Below are 16,679 nucleotides of genomic sequence, written 5' to 3' on the forward strand. Positions count from 1 at the left end.
TGCGTTCGCGTTCCGCCTGCTTCGCGCAGAGCAGAACCGTTCCCGCCCCCCTGTCCTGGCCGACAAGATCCAGGCCATCAAGATCCCGACCGCCGAGCCCCTGGCTATCGAGGCCGGTTGCCCTTCTTCTTGCGGCCGGCCGGTACGGCCCGGCGACCGGAGCCGCTCTGCGCGGGTTTCTGTGCCTGCCGCTGTGCCGGTTTCTTCGCGGGGGAGACGGGGGAGACGGGGGAGACGGGGGAGGCGGGAGCGGCGGGGGAGGCGGGGGTACGGCCACGCGAGCTGTTCACCGTCCGGCCGCGGACGATGCCGATGAAATCCTCCACCAGGTCGGTGGTCGCGTCCGTGGGCCAGGCCAGCGCGACCTGAGACTGCGGAGCGTCCGTCACCGGCCGGTAGGTGAGATCCCTGCGGTGGTGGAGGCGGGCCAGCGACAGCGGAACCAGGAGAATCCCGGTGCCGGCCGCCACAAGCTCGACCGCGTCCGCCGTCGTGGCCGGGCGGGTGAACGCGGGCAGGCCGGGCCGTACCGTCCACTCGACCGTGTCGTCCAGAGGATGGAACACCTCCTCGTCGGCGAGGTCGGCGACGGAAACCTCGTCGGCGGCGGTCACCGTGTGGTCCTTGGGGACCATGACCACCGTGGTCTCCGTGTAGAGGGGAATCGCGCTGAGCCCGTCCCGGTCGATCGGCAGCCTGGCGAATCCGGCGTCGGCGCCGCCGTTCCGCAGGAGCCCCACCGCCTCGGCGGCCGGGACCGCGACCAGGGTGACCGGCACGTCGGGCGTTCTCTCGGTCCAGACGTTGACCCATTTGGCGGGGGTCACCCCGGGCACGTAGGCCAGTCGAAACGTCCTGCCGGTCTCTCCATCAGTCACTTCCTCAGGGTATCGATGTCAGGGGAACCTGTTCCGGCTGGCTACCCTTGATGCCATGACCTCGCCCAAACCGAAGACGACCCAGACGATGAAGCCCGCGACCGCGGCCAAGAAGCTGGGTGTCCCCCTTTCGGCCACTCCCGCCGAGTTCCAGGCGGGTGTCGTCTCCAGGGACGAGCTGAACGAGTTGCAGGCGACGCCCCCCGCCTGGCTCGCCGACCTGCGCCGCAACGGCCCGCACACCAAGCAGGTCATCGCCGCGAAGCTCAAGGTCTCCGTTGCCGGCCTGCTCAGAGGCGGGATCACCGGACCGCTCACCACCGCAGAGATCGATGCGCTGAAGGCGGAGAACCCGGAATGGCTGGAGCGCGAGCAGGCCCTCCAGGTCGAGGTCCGCAAGGAAGCACTCCGCCTCAAGCAGCGCTAGACAGCTGGGATCCCGCACGGCTCTCCCGGCCCGGACGCATCCTCGGCAGCCGGAACACCCCGTTCCTGATCCTCGGAACGGGGTGTGGACGACCAGGCGGTCCTGGGGAAATGATCTTTGGTGTGTCCGGCGGGTAGTTGTCCCGGGCCTGCCTCTTTCCCGGCGCCGGTCGCCTCGGCGAGGGGTCAGTTGCGGGCGTGCGCGTCGAGGATGTGCGCGACGGCCTCGGTCACCCGCTCGGCGAACGCGATGTTCAGCCATTCGTCGGGCACGTGCATGTTCGAGTCCGCTCCCAGCGCGCCGGTGACGACGAACTGGGCGTCCGGATAGCGCCGGTTGAGCATCTCCATGAACGGGATCCCGCCACCGAGGCCGAAACCGCGGCACGGCTTGCCGAACACCCGGTCGCCGATCTCCTCCAGCGCCGCGGCCAGCCAGGGCGCGATCGCCGGGGCCTGCCAGCCGTTCAGCAGGAGGAAGTCGCCCACCTCGACCCGTGCGCCGTACGGCACGTCGGTTGTCAGGATCCTCACCAGCGCGGCTCGCGCGACCTCGGCGTCGACCGTCGGCGGGGTCCGGAAGCTCAGCCGCAGGGACGTCGAGGCGCGCAGCACGGCTCCCGCCACCGCGGGGTCCGGGAGCCCTGCCGCGCCGATCACCGACAGCGTCGGCCGCCAGGTGTTGTTGAGGATGAGTTCGACGTCGTCGTCCGAGGTCGCGCGCATCCCGTCGACGAGCGGATAACGGCGCGCGGCGGCTCCCGGCTCCAGCGCGGCGAGCGCCTCGGCCTCGGCCCGTGCCTTCTCGGGGATCGGCACGTTCATCTCGGGGACGGTGACCTCGCCGGTCACGGAGTCCTCCACCCGGTCGAGCAGCCGGCGCATGACGCGGAAGGAGCTCGGCACGATACCGCTGGCGACCCCGGAGTGTACGGACGTCTCCAGGACCCGCACCGTTACGGTCGCCTGCACCCCGCCGCGCAGGCTCTCGGTCAGCCACATCCGCTCGTAGTCGCCACCGCCGCCGTCCAGGCAGATCACCAGGGACACGTCGCCGAGGCGGCCGGACAGGTGCTCCAGGTAGGCGGGCAGGTCCGGGCTGCCGGACTCCTCACCGGTCTCCAGCAGCAGGATCGTCCGGGCGTGTTCGCCCCCCGCCGCGTGGATCGCGGTCAGCGCGGTCGTGGCCGCGTAGCCCGAGTATCCGTCGTCGACCGCGCCTCGGCCGTAGAGCCGTCCGTCGCGCACCACCGCCTGCCACGGACCCAGCCCGTCGGACCAGTCGCCGAGCGGGGGCTGCTTGTCGAGGTGACCGTAGAGCAGCACGGTGCCGCTCGCCACGGCGCCGGCGGTCGCGGGCACGTCCACGAGAAGCAGCGGGGCGCGGCCGTCGAACTGGACGACCTCGCACCGGGCGCCCGGCAGGCCACGCGAGGCGATCCAGTCACGCACGTGGTCGGCGGCGGCTCGCAGGTGGCCGTTCCGCTCCCAGGCGGCGTCGAAGGCGGCCGACAACGCGGGGATCTCCACCAGACCGGAAAGGCTGGGCAGCACGTCCTCGTTCCAGCTCTTGACGACCGCTTCGTGAACTCTTCTGTGATCCATGGCCGGATTATGGTATCCGAGATCAACCAGGGGCTCGTCGAGGGCAGGGCACCGAGAAACCCTCACCCGACGATCGGCGGGGTCGCCGGATACGCGAGATCCCTTTGAGGGCGTGCACCGTATCTTCACATTCTCTGCGCTCGAAGCGCATGGGCGCCTGTTTTGATTGCGCCGTGACCGAGCGGAACACCTCAGCGGAAAGTGACGTGCTCTGGGCCACGGGCTGCGGGGTCTCGGCGGTTGTCGCGTTGATGTGCGCGACGCTGGGAACCGTCCTGGACATTCTCCTGGTGGCCAGGACGCAAGGCTACTGTCTCGGCGATTCAAGCGCTGGAGAGAATTTGGCCGGATTGATTTGGGCGGCGAGCCGTTTTGTTGTCTTTCCGATTGTTTCCGGGGTCTCTCTGCTCGCCACGTTTCCGGTCGTTCTGCTCGCCCGTCTTCCCTGGGTCGCGCGTCGCGATTGGCTGAAGGCGATTCTGATGCTTCTGGCCGTCCTCACCTCCATCGCCGGGCCGACAGCCATGATCGTTCATGACGTCGCCACCGAAGGGATCACCGGTGACTGCGAACCGCCCTGGTGGCCGTCCTGGCTCCCTTCGTGATCGGCCGCAGTTGACGAGAACTCCATGACGGCGGAGCGGGACCGGTGCGCCGGACGGAAAAAGGGGGATCACTGCGGCACGGCGGTGAACAGCTCGTAGCTGTGCCCGTCGGGGTCGCGCACGTACACGCCGCGGCCGCCGCCGAGGTGGTTGACGTCGCGGTCCCAGCCGTTCGCGGGGCCGGAGCCGTAGTCGATCGCCGGGTTCCGTGCGAGCCGCTCCATGACCGCGTCGAAGGTGTCGTCGTCGACCAGGAACGCGTAGTGGCCGGGCTGGGGCCGGTGGCGGTCGTCGAAGTCGAGGGTGAGGTCGTCGTTGACGCTTACCGGCGCGAACGGCCCGGAGGGCGGGCCGACCCGCAGCCCCAGCAGGTCGGCGAGGAACGCGGCCGCCGCGTTCCGGTCGGTGGCGGGGACGATCAGGTGGTTCATGACGATGGTCATGGAAGTTCCTCTCCTCGGTGAATTCGTATGCGATACGCACACAATCATATGTGCGTATCGCATGCAAATTGCCGTAGGGTGAGCGCATGGAAGAGGGGGACGACGGAGGACCCACGCTGTTCCGGCTGGTGCGCTTCTGGTCGCGCAGGTGGGCCGGACGGGCGTCGGAGGATCTGACCGGCGAGCTGGGCCACGTGCAGCACATCCTGGTCGTCGAGGCCGTGGCCACGAACGCGCACCCGGCCGGTACGGCGCCCGTCGCGGGAGCGTATGAGGCGGTCACCGTGGGCACCGTGGCGCACCGGCTCGGGCTTGACCATTCGGGCGCCAGCCGCATGGTGAGGGACGCGGTCGAGGCGGGCTACCTCGCCCGCGCCACTTCCGAACGCGACCGGCGCCGCGCCTCCCTGCGGCTCACGGAGAGCGGGCAGGAGTTGCTGGAAGGGGCCAGGCACTGGCAGCGCCGGGTGTTCGAGGAGCTGACCGCCTCCTGGGCCGAGCAGGACCGGCGGCGGTTCGCGGGCTATCTCCAGCGCCTGGCCGACGACGCCGGCGCGTAGGTGCCACGGCACGAGAACGGCTCGCCGTTGTCGCGACGGCCCCTGGAACACACCGGAACTCGGGCCGGGATGGCGTCGTCGTGCCGCATAGGTGATGGGGTGAGGTGGGGTGGCGTCGTCGTGCCGCGCCGCTGATGGGGTGGGGCGGTGTTGTCGTTCCGGGCCGGTGCCCGGGGCGTGCCCGGTGGAGTGGGCCGCCGTCCTGGAGTCCGCGCGGCCGATGGCCGGGCGGACGGCGGGGTCGTCCGGAGATCCACGCCGCTCGCCCGGGACTCGCGAAGGTCTACCAGGGCACCTGGAGGGCCCAGACGCTGCCCGACTGGAAGCAGGTGTACCAGGGCCACGTGCCGTTGGTCACGCCCTGCTGGCCGAACTGGTGGCAGCTGGCGGCGCTGGGGTAGTAGCCGATGACGGTGGCATACGCGTGCGCGTGCGTGTACGCGGCGGCGGGTGTGGCGGTGACAGTGACGCCGGTGCCCAGCGCCACTGCGAGTGCGACCGCGGCGGATGTTCGGCGGATTCTCATGGGGACTCCCGATGGCTGGAAAGCGGGCGAGGGCGTGCCCGATCACCTGCTGGAGCTCAGCGGAGCACGTAGTAGTAGTAACCGTCCTGCGACCACTCCGGCACGTCTTCCCACCTGTCCTCGTAGGAGCAGCCTGGCAGCACGTTCTCCCCGCGGGCGATCGCGGCCAGCCGTGCCGCCTCGCACTCGCCCGGGGTCTGGTAGGGGCCCCTCGTGACCATGGACGGGATCGCGAGGAAGTGCGCTCCGGCGGCGGACGCGGTGCCGGTCTGAGGGGCGGTGGTGGTGGCGACGGCGGGGGCCGCGCCGGCCAGGGTAGCGGCGCCCAGTGCCACGGCGAGCACGGCTGCGGCGTGTAATCGGCGGGTCTTCACGGGTGACTCCTCACAGGTGGCTCCTCAGGGGCGGGAAGGAGAACACCTTCAGAGCACCACCGGGTGCCGCGGGTGAGGAGATACCGTTTCTCCATATTTCGGGCGGATAGTTCGCTTCCCGAGGCTGTTTCGTCTGGCCTGATTCGCTTTTCGAGGCTGTTTCGCCTGGCCCGAACGGCAGGGCGCCTCACCTGAACCTCGCCCGCGTCCCGCTCGCGCTCAGGCCGCGCCGGGCCTGGCCCGCTCGCGTCCCGTCCGTGCTCGGGCTGCGTCCTGCCGTCCTGCCTGCGTCCCGTCCGCCCTCAGGCCGCCGCGACCGCTTCGATCTCCAGGAGCCAGGCTTCGTGGTAGATGCCGGTGATGATGACGGTGAGGGCGGGGCTGTGGTCGCCGAGGACCTCGTGGCGACCGGCGCGTACGTGGACGCGCCGGTCGCCGTGAGGGACTGCCCACTGCCAATGCTCAGCCGGCGGCCACGTCGGGGATCACCCCGGTGGTGACGAGGTCGCGGTACCACAGGGCGCTGTCCTTCGGCACGCGTCGCTGGGTGGTGAAGTCGACGTGGACGATGCCGAAGCGCTTGTGGTAGCCCTCGGCCCACTCGAAGTTGTCGAGGATGGACCAGACGAGATAGCCGCGCAGGTCCGCGCCCTCGGCCAGGGCGGCGTGGGCCGCCCTGAGGTGGGAGTCGAGGTAGGCGACGCGGTCCGGGTCGGCGACCCTGCCGTCCGAGGGGGTGGCGTCGTCGAAGGCCGCGCCGTTCTCGGTGATGAGCAGGCCCACCGAGGGATAGTCGCGGGACAGCCGGGTCAGCAGGGTGGTGAGCCCCGCCGGGTCGATGGGCCAGCCCATCGCGGTGCTGGGGCCGCCGGGGTGGACGAACGAGATGTCCTCGCTGCCCGGCCAGGCGGGGTCGGCGGGGGTGCCGGGGGCGTCGGCGACGTACTGGGGGCAGTAGTAGTTGATGCCGAGCAGGTCGATCGGCTGGTGGATCAGCGTGAGGTCGCCGTCACGCAGGTGGTCGAGGCCCGCGTGCCGGTCGATGATCTTCAACAGGTCCTCGGGCATCTCCCCGCACAGGGCCGGGTCGAGGAACTGGCGGTTGAGCAGCAGGTCGACGCGTTCGGCCGCGGCCGGGTCGCCGACGGCGGGGGAGAGGTTGAGGGTGAGGGCGAGCTCGCGGGCACCGGCCTCGCGCAGCGCCCGGGTGCCGAGGCCGTGCGCGAGGAGCAGGTGGTGGGCGGCGCGGAAGGCGTCGCCCGCGTCGGTCCTGCCGGGGGCGTGGACGCCGCTGCCGTACCCGAGGAAGGCCGCGACCCAGGGCTCGTTGAGCGTCGTCCAGGTGCGGACGCGGTCGCCGAGGCGGGCGTGCACGGCCGAGGCGTAGTCGGCGAAGCGGTACGCGGTGTCGCGGGCCGTCCAGCCGCCCCGGTCCTCCAGCGCCTGGGGCAGGTCCCAGTGGTAGAGCGTCACGTACGGGTCGATGCCCGCGGCGAGCAGAGAGTCGACGAGGCGGTCGTAGAAGTCGAGGCCGTGCGGGTTGACCGGGCCCGAGCCGTCCGGCTGGATGCGCGGCCAGGCGACGGAGAACCGGTAGGCGGCCAGGCCGAGCGACCTCATGAGCTCGACGTCGTCGGAATAGCGGTGGTAGTGGTCGCAGGCGACGTCGCCGGTGTGCCCGGAGACCACCCGTCCCGGCGTACGGGAGAAGGTGTCCCAGATCGACGGTCCGCGCCCGTCCTCGCGGGCGGCGCCCTCGATCTGGTAGGCGGCGGAGGCGGCGCCCCAGACGAACCCGGGGGGAAAGGCCAGGCCGGTTGCTGCGGTCATGTCAGTCCTCTACAGGCTGCGGGTCGGCGGTCGCGCGGGGTGGTCGCGCGGTCATCTCAGTCCTCTACGAGCTGGGGTACGGCGGGCTGGCGGCCGCACGGGGTGGACCTGATCTCCTGCGACCAGGCGAGGGTGACGCCGAGGGTGTCGGTGAGCGTCCGCTGGAAGTCGGCGAGCCTGGCCGGGTCGGCGCGGATCTTGCGCGGCGGCAGGTCGGTGGCGAGGGCCTGGACGGCGAGCGCGCCCACGGCCTCGCCGATGCTCCACTCGACGGGGTGGAGCCGGTAGCAGCCGTTGGTGACGTGGGTGGTGCCGATGTTCTTGTTGGCGGGCAGCAGGTTGTCGACGCGCTGGGGCAGCAGCGCGCCGAGCGGGATCTGGAACGGGTAGCAGTCGACGTCCACGTAGGTGCGGCCGGACGTGCTGGGGTGCAGGTCGATCCGGTAGGAGCCGAGCCCGACCGAGTCGGCGAACACCTCCGACCCGGCGAGCGCGCCGCGCGCCTCCACCCCGACGTGCTGCTCCAGCACGGTGAACTCGGCCTTGATCCGCCGCGACTCCCGGACGTACACCGCCTTGGCCAGGCCGTCCTCGGTCCCGACGAGATCGGGACGCAGCCGCAGGCCCGGGTATCCGGCCTCGGTCTGCATCCAGTACAGGAACGACAGCGACAGGTCGCGGGCTCCCGCCAGCGCGGCCTCCCGGTCCGCGCCGGGACCGATCAGCGGATGGTCCCAGTAGTCGATCTGCGGCCAGTTGACCAGGGTGACGTCGTGCGAGATGGTGCCGGGCTCGTACTGCTCCGCGGCGACGATGCGGCGGAAGTGCCACAGGTCGTGCTTTCCGGGGATGTGCCCGTTGTCGTGGAAGAGGCCGCGCGATCGTACGGAAAGGTCGATCGGCTCCACGTCCGTCCACGACAGCTGGGGGCCGGGCCAGAACGGGGCCTTGTGGGTACGCCAGTGGTCGTAGCCCGCCGGGCGGTCGATCGTGTGGTCCTCGCCCGGCCGGTACTCCAGCGGGAAGCACCAGCTGACGGCCTGCTGGTCGAGGGGGTTCGCCACCGGGGCGGCGTGGAGCTCCCCGGTGTCGGCGACGCCCTCCGCGCCGATCACGTGCTCGACCCCGGCCAGCGGCAGCAGGTCGCCGAGCTCGGTGGCGTCCACGACGTAGTCGGCCGCCACGACCAGCTCGGTCCCGTCGGGCCGGGTGAAGGTGACCGCCTCGACCCGGTCGCCCGTCACCTCGGCCGCCACGGGCGTGTGCCGCAGCAGGACGGTGAGCAGCCCGGCGGTGCGGTACGGCGCGAGCATCTCCTCGATCACGGCCAGCGCCGCCCGCGGCTCGTGGCACAATCCGCTCACCACGCCGAGACCCGGGTTGAGCAGGCGCTGCGCGGCCACCGAGGCGCGGAGCGGGTAGTTGCGGCGGTAGTGGTCGCGGACGCCCTGGCGCAGCCTGCGGTAGCTCGGCGAGGCGTACCGCGACTCGATCCACGGGTTCTCGTCCGGCGGGACCGCCTGGCTGGTCAGCTGGCCGCCCAGCCAGTCGGTCTCCTCGGTGAGCACCACCCGCCGGCCGAGCCTCGCGGCGGTCAGCGCCGCGGCGACACCGCCGAGGCCCCCTCCGACCACCAGCACCGGCGCGTGTGTCTCCTGCATGATCATCCCTTCACGCCGCCCTCGGACAGGCCGGCGACGAAACTGCGTTGGTTGAAGACGAAGACGGCCAGGATCGGCAGCAGTACCAGCACCGAACCGGCCATGGCGGGCCCGTAGGCGACGTTCCCGCCGGTCAGGAACTTGCTCAGCGCCAGCTGGACGGTCTGCGTCTCGGGCGAGCTCGTCACGACGAGCGGCCAGAGGAAGTCGTCCCAGACGGCGGTGAAGGCGAACACCGCGACGGTCGCGACCAGCGGCTTCGCCAGCGGCAGGTAGATCTTCCAGAAGAGCCTGAACTCGCTCGCGCCGTCGACCCGGGCGGCCTCGCCCAGCTCGTCGGGGAGCCCGAGGAAGTACTGCCGGGCGAGGAAGACGTTGAGCGGCCCGATCAGGTGCGGCAGGGTGAGCCCGGCCAGCGAGTCGAGCAGCCCGGAGCCGCCCTGCCCGGTGATGTCGTTCCCGCCCGCCAGCGGGATCCCCTTGGCGATCAGGAACAGCGGGATGAGGGTCACCGCCACCGGGACCATCGTGGTCGCGACGATCGTCATGAAGATCGCGTTGCTCCCCCGGTAGGGCAGCTTGGCGAAGGCGTACCCGGCCAGCAGCGCGAACACGCAGTTGGCGACGACGACCAGCAGGGCGACGATCAGCGAGTTCGTCATCGCCGTGCCGAGGTTGCCCGCGTCCAGGGCGGTCGAGAAGTTGTCGAGGACCGGGTTCTGCGGCAGCAGCCTCGGGTCGGAGGAGAACACCTCGGACTCGGGCTTGAAGGCGATCGAGACCATCCACCAGAACGGCACGAGCACCAGCACCGTGGCGATGACCAGCGCGAGGATCGATCCTGGTCTGCGCATCACTTCCGCCCGTTCCCGCGCATCGCGACGAGCGCGAAGGCGAAGATGGCCGCGAACAGGACGAACGCCATGGCGCTGGCGGAGCCGAACCGGTTGTTCTGGAACGCCTCCTGATAGATCAGGTAGTTGGTCGTCGTCGTCGAGCCGAGCGGCCCGCCGCCGGTGAGGATGAAGATCTCGGCGAACGACTGCGACAGGTAGACGATGTTGATCGTGACCACGTAGACCATCACCGGCCGCAGGCCGGGCAGCGTCACGTGCCGGAACCGGGCCCAGGCGTTCGCGCCGTCCATCTTCGCGGCCTCGTACAGGGTGACCGGGATCGACTGGAGCCCGGCCAGGAACAGCACCATGTTGCCGCCGAGGGCCTTCCAGATCCGCATGACCGCGACCGAGTGCAGGGCGGTGTCCTCGTCGAGGAGCCAGTTGTGCGGGGCGAGGCCCAGCGAGCCCGCGAGGTCGTTGAACCAGCCGTCGGGGGAGTACATCCACAGCCACACCAGGCTGACGGCCGTCAGCGGGACGATGCGGGGCAGGAACAGCCCGGCCCGGAACAGCCCGATGCCGGGTATCTTCCGGTTGGCCAGCAACGCCAGCCCGAGCGCGATGCCGACCGCGAACGGCAGCACCTCCGCGACGAACTGGGCGGTCACCCGCAGGGACTTCAGGAAGTCCGCCGAGCCGAACAGCGCCGCGTAGTTGTCGGCGCCGACCAGCTGCGGCGCGCCGCGGTCGAGCGGGCTGTAGCTGGTGAAGCTCAGGTAGAACCCGTACAGCACCGGGAACAGCTGGAAGATCGCCATGTACGCCAGGACCGGGGCGGTGAAGGCGAGGCCGACGAGCTTGCGCCGGCCGGTCGGGCCCCCTCCCCGGGACCCGGCCCGCGGCGACGCCACGGGCCGGGACTTGCCGTGCTGGGTGCCGTGCTTGCTGAGGAGCGCCATCACTGAGCCGCCATCACTGGGCCGCGAGCAGCGGCCCGGCCTCGGCCGCCGCGTCGTCCAGCGCCTGCTTCGCGGTCGCCTTCCCGGCGAGCGCCGTCTCCAGGTGCTTGTCGAGCACGTCACGGACCTGCACCCAGGCCGGGACGTTCGGGCTGCCCACGTACGCGGGCGCGGCGTCGATGAACGGCTTCAGCAGCGGCTGCCCGGTGACGTACGCGCCCTGGGCGGCCGAGGCGCGCACCGGCAGCCCGCCGACGGTCTCGGCGTACCGCTCGTTCACGCCCTTGGAGACCATGAACTCGACGAACTTCCAGGCGAGGTCCTTCTTCTTCGAGTCGGCGTTGACGAACAGGCCGGTGGTCGCCCCGCCGAAGGTCTTGGCGTCGACGGCCTTCAGCGGGGGCAGCACCCCGACCTTCGAGGCGAGGTCGGGTACGGCCTTGACCATCTGGAGCATCTGCCCGTTGGTCGCGGTGACCATCGCCGCCTTGCCGGTGGCGAGCGGGTTCTGCCCGGCGGGCTGGTTGGCGAAGTCGAGGCCGACCTGGTCGCTGACCTTGTCGTCGCCGTTGTGGAGCCCGGCGAAGTACTCCAGCGCCTTCACACCCTCCGGCGAGTTCCAGGTGACCTCCTTGCCGTCGGCCGAGAGCAGCTCGCCGCCCTCCGAGCCGATCAGCGCCTGGAAGCTCTGCACCCGCTGGATCTTGGCGGACTGGAGCATCAGGCCCGACTGCTGGATCGCTCCACCCTCCTTGACCGTCAGCTTCTTCGCCGCCTCGGCGGCCTCCGCCCAGGTGGTCGGCTCGGCGACCCCGGCCTTCTCCAGCAGGTCCTTGCGGTACGCGACGAGGACGCCGTTGCCGCCCAGCGGGATCAGGTACTGTCCGCCGGCCACCTGGCCACCCGCCAGGTAGGGCGCGAGGTCGGTCCTGTCCTCCTCGGACAGGGCGGCGATCCGGGCGTCGAGCGGCTCGATCCGCTTGGCCGCGGCGAAACCGGCGGCGACGGCCGGGCCGTGGCCGAACACGTCGGGGGCGTTGTTGCCGGCGAAACCGGCGTTGAGCTTGGGCGACATCTGGGCCCAGTCGACGAAGGTCACCTGGACCTTCGTCTTGTTCGCCGACTCGAACTCCGGCACCAGCTTCTTGGTGACGAGCTCGATCTCCGGGGCGGAGTTGCCGGGGAACCAGACGGTCAACGTGCCGGCCGTGTCCCCGCCGCCGCTCCCGCTGCCTCCGCCGCCCGTCCCGCAGGCCGTCGCGGCGATGAGAACACCCGCGCTGACCGCGGCGGCGAGGAATCCACGCCTGTTGACGGCTGTCCACCGGTTGGTGATCATGATTTTCTCCTGTTTCGGAGTATGGGGGGTTTCGGAATACGGGGTTTTGGAGTGTGGAAGGTCGTCTCCCGGCGCTGGACCGCCGGGAGCCGGGAGTATTCGGTTGTGGGTCAGGCTCTGGGGGGAGTCGGGCCGCGTGACCCGTGGTCGGTTTCCGAGGCCGATCATGCGACCCGTGGTCGGGCTTTGAGGTCGATCACGTGGCCTGTGGTCGGTTTCCGAGGCCGATCACGTGGCCTGTGGTCAGGTTCTGGGCGGGCCGATCATGTGATCCTCGGGGAGGCCGCAGGGCAGCAGCTGCTGGTGGTCGCCGGGGGCGTCGGGGGTGTCGGAACCGGCCAGGATGCGGGTGAGCATCTTCACCGCGCCCCGCCCCATCTCGTTGCGGGGGATCCGCAGGTTGCTCCAGCCGCTCTCGGTCATCGTCACCAGGACGACCACCGACATGTCCGCGGGAGCGGCCAGGCCGCGCTCGCCCAGCGCGGCGACGAGCTGCCTGGCCAGGGGCTCGTTCTCGGCCAGGACGGCGGTGACGCCGCCGGCGTGCGCGGCGTCGACCCAGGCCGGGTCGAGCTGCGACATGACGTACATCAGCTCGGGCAGCCCCGCGTCGGCGCAGCCGGCCCGGTAGCCGGCCTCCTTGTCGAGAAAGACCTCCATCCGGTCGGGTCCGGTGATGTAGGCGACGCGCCGGTGGCCCAGCGCGGCGAGCCTGCCCACGATGTCCCTGGTGGCGCTGGCGTAGTCGGCGCCGACCCAGGCTACCTCGGTGCCGGGAACGCTCCTGCGCCCTATGTGGACGAAGGGATATCCCTCGGCGGCGAGCCTGGCCAGCTCGGTGGAGCCGGGCTCGACGCCGAGCAGCACGCTGCCGTCCGCGAGCGCGAGCCGGTTCACCCCGTCGCTGTAGACCCGGCGGCGGCCGTTCAGGTCCTCGGTGGAGGCGAACAGCACCAGGTCGTAGCCGTCGGCGACGGCCTGCTGCTCGATGCCGACCAGGAACTCGTGGTAGAAGTCCAGCTGGTCGAGCGGGAAAATGGATTCGAAGGTGTAGACGCCGAGCAGCCGGTTGCGCTTCCCGCGCAGGCTGCGAGCCGCCGGGTTGGCGACGTAGCCGAGCTGGCGTACCGCCTCCAGGACGCGCTGGACGGTCGGCTCCGGGATCCCGGTCTCCGGGCCCCGGCCGTTGATGACCGCGGAGACCGTCGCCTGGGAGACACCCGCGAGCTTGGCCACGTCGGACTGACGGGCCCGGCGCCGAACTCCGTCCATCGCGATCTCCTGATTCGTATCAGTTGAGGGGGAACAGCCAAGAGAGGGTGGCTGGCTGATTCGTATTGGCGAAACCGTTGCAAGCCGGACGGGGTGCTGTCAACACTCTCGGCGAAAGAATCTTGAAACGTGCCGGAAATCTGCTCTTGACGGCCGCGAAGATCGCGGATTATCTTCCCGTTACGAATCGGGGGCACGGATGTTTCCGCAGGTCAGATATTACTAATACGAATCAGAGGTATCAGCGTGGGGCTCCCCAACACCTCGGCCGTCCTGGCGCTCGCCGCCGCCCTGCTCCTGCCCCAGCCCGCCCACGCGGCCCAGTCCGCCCACGCGGCCCAGTCCGTCCAGGTGGCCGCGACCGTCCACGGCGCCGACGCCGCCCGTACGACCAAGACCGTCCACGGCACCGACGCCACCGGAACCGTCTCCCACACCACCTCCCGCGCCACTCGCCGCGCCGCCGGGACCACCTACTACGTCGACGCGGCCGGTGGCTCCGACGGCGCGGCCGGGACCTCGACCTCGGCCGCCTGGAAGACGCTCGGCAAGGTCAACGCCCAGACCTTCGGCCCGGGTGACAGCATCCTGCTCAGGTCGGGCGGCGTGTGGACCGGCCAGTACCTCGACCTGCGCGGCTCGGGCGCGGCCGGGGCGCCGATCGTCCTCGGCCAGTACGGCACCGGCGCGAAGCCCCGCATCGACTTCGCCGACACGGCCGTCGACGGCGAGGGCTTCGGGGTACGGCTGAAGAACGTCTCGCACTGGGAGATCGGCGGGCTGGAGATCACCAGCGGGCAGCAGCCCACCGACCGGCGGCGCAGCGGGGTCCTCGTCGTCGGCGAGGGCGCCGGGGCGGGGGACTTCACCCACATCCACGTCAGGAACACCTACATCCACGACGTGTTCGGCACCGACCGCCGGACCGGCGGGATCAACTTCCACGCCCGCGGGACCGCGACCGGCCCCGAGAGCACCTGGACGGACGTGCTCATCGAGGGCAACACCGTCGACAACGTCGCCGACACCGGCATCCAGACCATGACCGACGCGCTGCTCAACACCACCTGGGCGCACGACCTCGACGCCTTCAGGAACCTGGTGATCCGCGGCAACACCGTCACCCGGATCCACCGCGACGGGATCCTCGTCCGGTCCGGGCTCGCCCCGCTCGTCGAGCGCAACACCACCGACCGGATCGGCGAGTCGACCACCTCGACCCTGCCCTACCTCGACGACATCGCGGTCGTCGCCGCGCAGTGGATGTACGCCACGACCGACGCGGTCTTCCAGTTCAACCAGGCCTTCCGCACCCGCAAGCTCGACGGCGACGGCCAGCCCTGGGACTTCGACCAGCGGGTCTACCGCAGCGTCTACCAGTACAACTACAGCCAGGACAACGAGGGCGGCACGCTGCTCGTCATGGACCAGACCGACGACAACGTGTTCCGCTACAACATCTCCCAGAACGACCTGGACCGCAGCGTCGGGGTGTTCCACCTGGTCAGCGGGTCGGGTGACCTGAAGGTCCACAACAACGTCTTCTACCGCTCGGCCGGGCAGACCGGCCAGATGACCGGGACGTCGACCGGCAAGGTGGCCTACACGAACAACATCTTCGTGAACCAGGGGAGCGGCGCCTACAGCATCAGCGGCAACGTCACCTACGACCACAACCTCTACTCGGGCACCAACGCCGGCCAGCCCAACGACCCGCACAAGATCATCGCCAGTCCGCAGTTCGTCACGCCGGGCGGCGCGTCCGGACTGGCCTCCGCGGGCGCCTACAGGCTCCAGCCGGGCTCGCCCGGGGTCGACAGTGGCGTCGCGGTCCCCTCGCCCGGCGCCCAGGACTTCTTCGGGACCGCGCTCTACCAGGGCTCTCCCGACCGGGGCGCGCACGAGTCGGCCGCGGCCCCCGTCACCACCCTGCTGTCGGACGACTTCGGCGACGGCGACGCGGCGGGCTGGACGAGCGGCGGCGGGTCGTGGTCGGTCGCGAACGGCGCGTACTCCCAGACCTCCACCGCCGCCGTGGAGAGCCTCGCCGTCACCGGCTCCGCCACCTGGGCCGACTACACCGTCCAGGGGCGCGTCCGGCTGGACAACGCGAGCGCCAACGCGGGCCTGGTCTTCCGGTACGCAGACCCCGCCAACTTCTACCTGTTCCGGCTCAACGACGGCACCGACACCGCCGACCTGTACAAGAAGGTCGGCGGCACGCTGACCAAGGTCGCCGGCGCCTCCGTCCCGATCGTCCCCGGCGCGTTCCGCACGCTCAAGGTGAGCGTGTCCGGCTCGGCCGTCACCGGCTTCGTCGACGGGAACCAGGTACTCACCTGGACAGCCCCCGCCGCCGAGCTGACGACCGGCAAGGTCGGCCTCCGCATGCACTCGAGCATCGCGACCCTCGACGACCTGCGGGTCACGGCGCCCTAGGGTTCCCGGTCCGGCCGTCCCCGGATGCCCGCGCGAGACCGGACTCGCGCGGGCGTTTCGGCGATCTCGGAAAGCGAGGCCCTGGAGCTCCGGTACCGGAGTCTCACCTCCCCGGCCGTCCCTTCGTGTTGCTTCTCCTATCGAATATCGATACATTTCCATCGCTAGTCGATCGAAGGGGAGATGATGGGGAAGTTGACAGTGCTCGCGCTGCGCGTCGTGCTCGTGGGGCTGCTCGCCGGGTCGGTGTTCGTGCAGACGGTGATGGTGCCGCTGCTGGCCGCCGACCTGGAGGGGCTCAACGCGGAGTTCGCGTACCTGCGCACCCCGCTTCTCGTGCTCACGGTCCTGGGCGTCGTGACGGTCCAGGTCATCCTGGTCTGCGTGTGGAGGCTGGTGACGATGGTGCGACGCGGCACCGTGTTCTCCCACGCGGCCTTCCGGTACGTGCACATCGTGATCGGCGCGCTCGTGGCGGCGGCCCTCCTGGTGTTCGCGTTCGCGGTCCTGCTGGCACCGGGCGAACCGGTCGCCCCGGGCGTGGTCCTCCTGATCTGCGGCGTCGTCGTGGCGATCCTGGGGGTCGCGCTCATCGTCCTCGTGCTGCGGACGCTGCTCGCCCAGGCCGTCGCGCGCGACGTCGAGGCGGCGAAGATGCGGGCCGAGCTGGAGGAGGTGATCTGATGCCGATCACCGTCGACATCGACGTGATGCTGGCCAAGCGGAAGATGTCCGTGGGCGAGCTCGCGGACCGCGTCGGGATCACGCCCGCCAACCTGGCGGTGCTCAAGAACGGACGCGCCAAGGCGGTGCGCTTCACGACGCTCGCCGCGCTCTGCGAGGTGCTGGAATGCCAGCCGGGAGACCTGCTGCGCTGGGAGGCCGTGGACGCCGGGGAGGCCGGTGACGCGGCCGGCGGGTGA

At 70.6% G+C, this 16,679-nt stretch carries 17 protein-coding genes; 6 read left to right on the plus strand and 11 right to left on the minus strand.

Annotated features, from left to right (window positions below):
* Positions 1 to 104 precede the first annotated feature (104 nt).
* Entirely contained in the window at positions 105 to 878 is a 774-nt protein-coding gene (locus tag ACFYWM_RS37190; protein WP_389924040.1) for a LysR family substrate-binding domain-containing protein, read from the minus strand.
* A 55-nt stretch (positions 879 to 933) separates the two neighbouring features.
* Here ACFYWM_RS37190 and ACFYWM_RS37195 point away from each other — a divergent pair, with 55 nt between their 5' ends.
* Entirely contained in the window at positions 934 to 1,305 is a 372-nt protein-coding gene (locus tag ACFYWM_RS37195; protein ID WP_389924043.1) for a DUF5997 family protein, read from the plus strand.
* Between the two features lie 185 nt (positions 1,306 to 1,490).
* Here ACFYWM_RS37195 and ACFYWM_RS37200 read toward each other — a convergent pair whose 3' ends face one another.
* Entirely contained in the window at positions 1,491 to 2,909 is a 1,419-nt protein-coding gene (locus ACFYWM_RS37200; protein WP_389924046.1) for a M20/M25/M40 family metallo-hydrolase, read from the minus strand.
* Between the two features lie 173 nt (positions 2,910 to 3,082).
* Here ACFYWM_RS37200 and ACFYWM_RS37205 point away from each other — a divergent pair, with 173 nt between their 5' ends.
* Complete coding sequence (locus ACFYWM_RS37205; RefSeq protein ID WP_389924049.1) at positions 3,083 to 3,514, plus strand: hypothetical protein; 432 nt, start codon at positions 3,083 to 3,085, stop codon at positions 3,512 to 3,514.
* 68 nt (positions 3,515 to 3,582) lie between these two features.
* Here the strand turns inward: ACFYWM_RS37205 and ACFYWM_RS37210 are convergent, their stop codons facing one another.
* Positions 3,583 to 3,957: a VOC family protein gene (locus ACFYWM_RS37210; RefSeq protein WP_389924052.1), complete on the minus strand. Its 375-nt coding sequence runs from the start codon at positions 3,955 to 3,957 to the stop codon at positions 3,583 to 3,585.
* Positions 3,958 to 4,043: 86 nt separating this feature from the next.
* Here ACFYWM_RS37210 and ACFYWM_RS37215 point away from each other — a divergent pair, with 86 nt between their 5' ends.
* A complete protein-coding gene (locus ACFYWM_RS37215) occupies positions 4,044 to 4,517 on the plus strand; it encodes a MarR family winged helix-turn-helix transcriptional regulator (RefSeq protein ID WP_389924055.1) in 474 nt (157 codons plus the stop codon).
* Positions 4,518 to 4,800: 283 nt separating this feature from the next.
* Here ACFYWM_RS37215 and ACFYWM_RS37220 read toward each other — a convergent pair whose 3' ends face one another.
* The 8 genes from ACFYWM_RS37220 to ACFYWM_RS37255 form a co-directional block, all read right to left on the minus strand.
* A complete protein-coding gene (locus tag ACFYWM_RS37220; RefSeq protein WP_389924058.1) occupies positions 4,801 to 5,043 on the minus strand; it encodes a hypothetical protein in 243 nt (80 codons plus the stop codon).
* 56 nt (positions 5,044 to 5,099) lie between these two features.
* Positions 5,100 to 5,417: a hypothetical protein gene (locus ACFYWM_RS37225; RefSeq protein ID WP_389924062.1), complete on the minus strand. Its 318-nt coding sequence runs from the start codon at positions 5,415 to 5,417 to the stop codon at positions 5,100 to 5,102.
* A 462-nt stretch (positions 5,418 to 5,879) separates the two neighbouring features.
* Positions 5,880 to 7,247 (minus strand): GH1 family beta-glucosidase, encoded by a 1,368-nt coding sequence (locus tag ACFYWM_RS37230; protein WP_389924065.1) that lies wholly within the window; start codon positions 7,245 to 7,247, stop codon positions 5,880 to 5,882.
* A 56-nt stretch (positions 7,248 to 7,303) separates the two neighbouring features.
* On the minus strand, positions 7,304 to 8,908 hold the full coding sequence (locus ACFYWM_RS37235; protein WP_389924069.1) for an FAD-dependent oxidoreductase: 1,605 nt from the start codon (positions 8,906 to 8,908) through the stop codon (positions 7,304 to 7,306).
* A 2-nt stretch (positions 8,909 to 8,910) separates the two neighbouring features.
* Positions 8,911 to 9,762: a carbohydrate ABC transporter permease gene (locus ACFYWM_RS37240; RefSeq protein WP_389924072.1), complete on the minus strand. Its 852-nt coding sequence runs from the start codon at positions 9,760 to 9,762 to the stop codon at positions 8,911 to 8,913.
* Positions 9,762 to 10,706 carry a carbohydrate ABC transporter permease gene (locus ACFYWM_RS37245; protein ID WP_389924075.1) on the minus strand — a complete coding sequence of 315 codons (945 nt, stop codon included), beginning with the start codon at positions 10,704 to 10,706 and terminating at the stop codon, positions 9,762 to 9,764. The genes ACFYWM_RS37240 and ACFYWM_RS37245 overlap by 1 nt, the downstream gene beginning before the upstream one ends.
* 13 nt (positions 10,707 to 10,719) lie before the next feature.
* Positions 10,720 to 12,045 carry an extracellular solute-binding protein gene (locus ACFYWM_RS37250; RefSeq protein WP_389924077.1) on the minus strand — a complete coding sequence of 442 codons (1,326 nt, stop codon included), beginning with the start codon at positions 12,043 to 12,045 and terminating at the stop codon, positions 10,720 to 10,722.
* Positions 12,046 to 12,288: 243 nt separating this feature from the next.
* Positions 12,289 to 13,317, minus strand: coding sequence for a LacI family DNA-binding transcriptional regulator (locus ACFYWM_RS37255; protein WP_389924080.1), 1,029 nt, complete (start codon positions 13,315 to 13,317; stop codon positions 12,289 to 12,291).
* Between the two features lie 246 nt (positions 13,318 to 13,563).
* Here ACFYWM_RS37255 and ACFYWM_RS37260 point away from each other — a divergent pair, with 246 nt between their 5' ends.
* From ACFYWM_RS37260 to ACFYWM_RS37270, 3 genes are all read left to right on the plus strand, one after another.
* Positions 13,564 to 15,756 (plus strand): family 16 glycoside hydrolase, encoded by a 2,193-nt coding sequence (locus ACFYWM_RS37260; protein WP_389924083.1) that lies wholly within the window; start codon positions 13,564 to 13,566, stop codon positions 15,754 to 15,756.
* A 186-nt stretch (positions 15,757 to 15,942) separates the two neighbouring features.
* The gene (locus ACFYWM_RS37265) at positions 15,943 to 16,440 is read left to right on the plus strand and encodes a DUF2975 domain-containing protein (protein WP_389924085.1); all 498 of its coding nucleotides are present in this window, start codon (positions 15,943 to 15,945) and stop codon (positions 16,438 to 16,440) included.
* Positions 16,440 to 16,679 carry a helix-turn-helix domain-containing protein gene (locus ACFYWM_RS37270; RefSeq protein ID WP_389924088.1) on the plus strand — a complete coding sequence of 80 codons (240 nt, stop codon included), beginning with the start codon at positions 16,440 to 16,442 and terminating at the stop codon, positions 16,677 to 16,679. The genes ACFYWM_RS37265 and ACFYWM_RS37270 overlap by 1 nt, the downstream gene beginning before the upstream one ends.

The organism is Streptosporangium sp. NPDC002721, assembly GCF_042888905.1.
Classification (GTDB): Bacteria; Actinomycetota; Actinomycetes; order Streptosporangiales; family Streptosporangiaceae; genus Streptosporangium.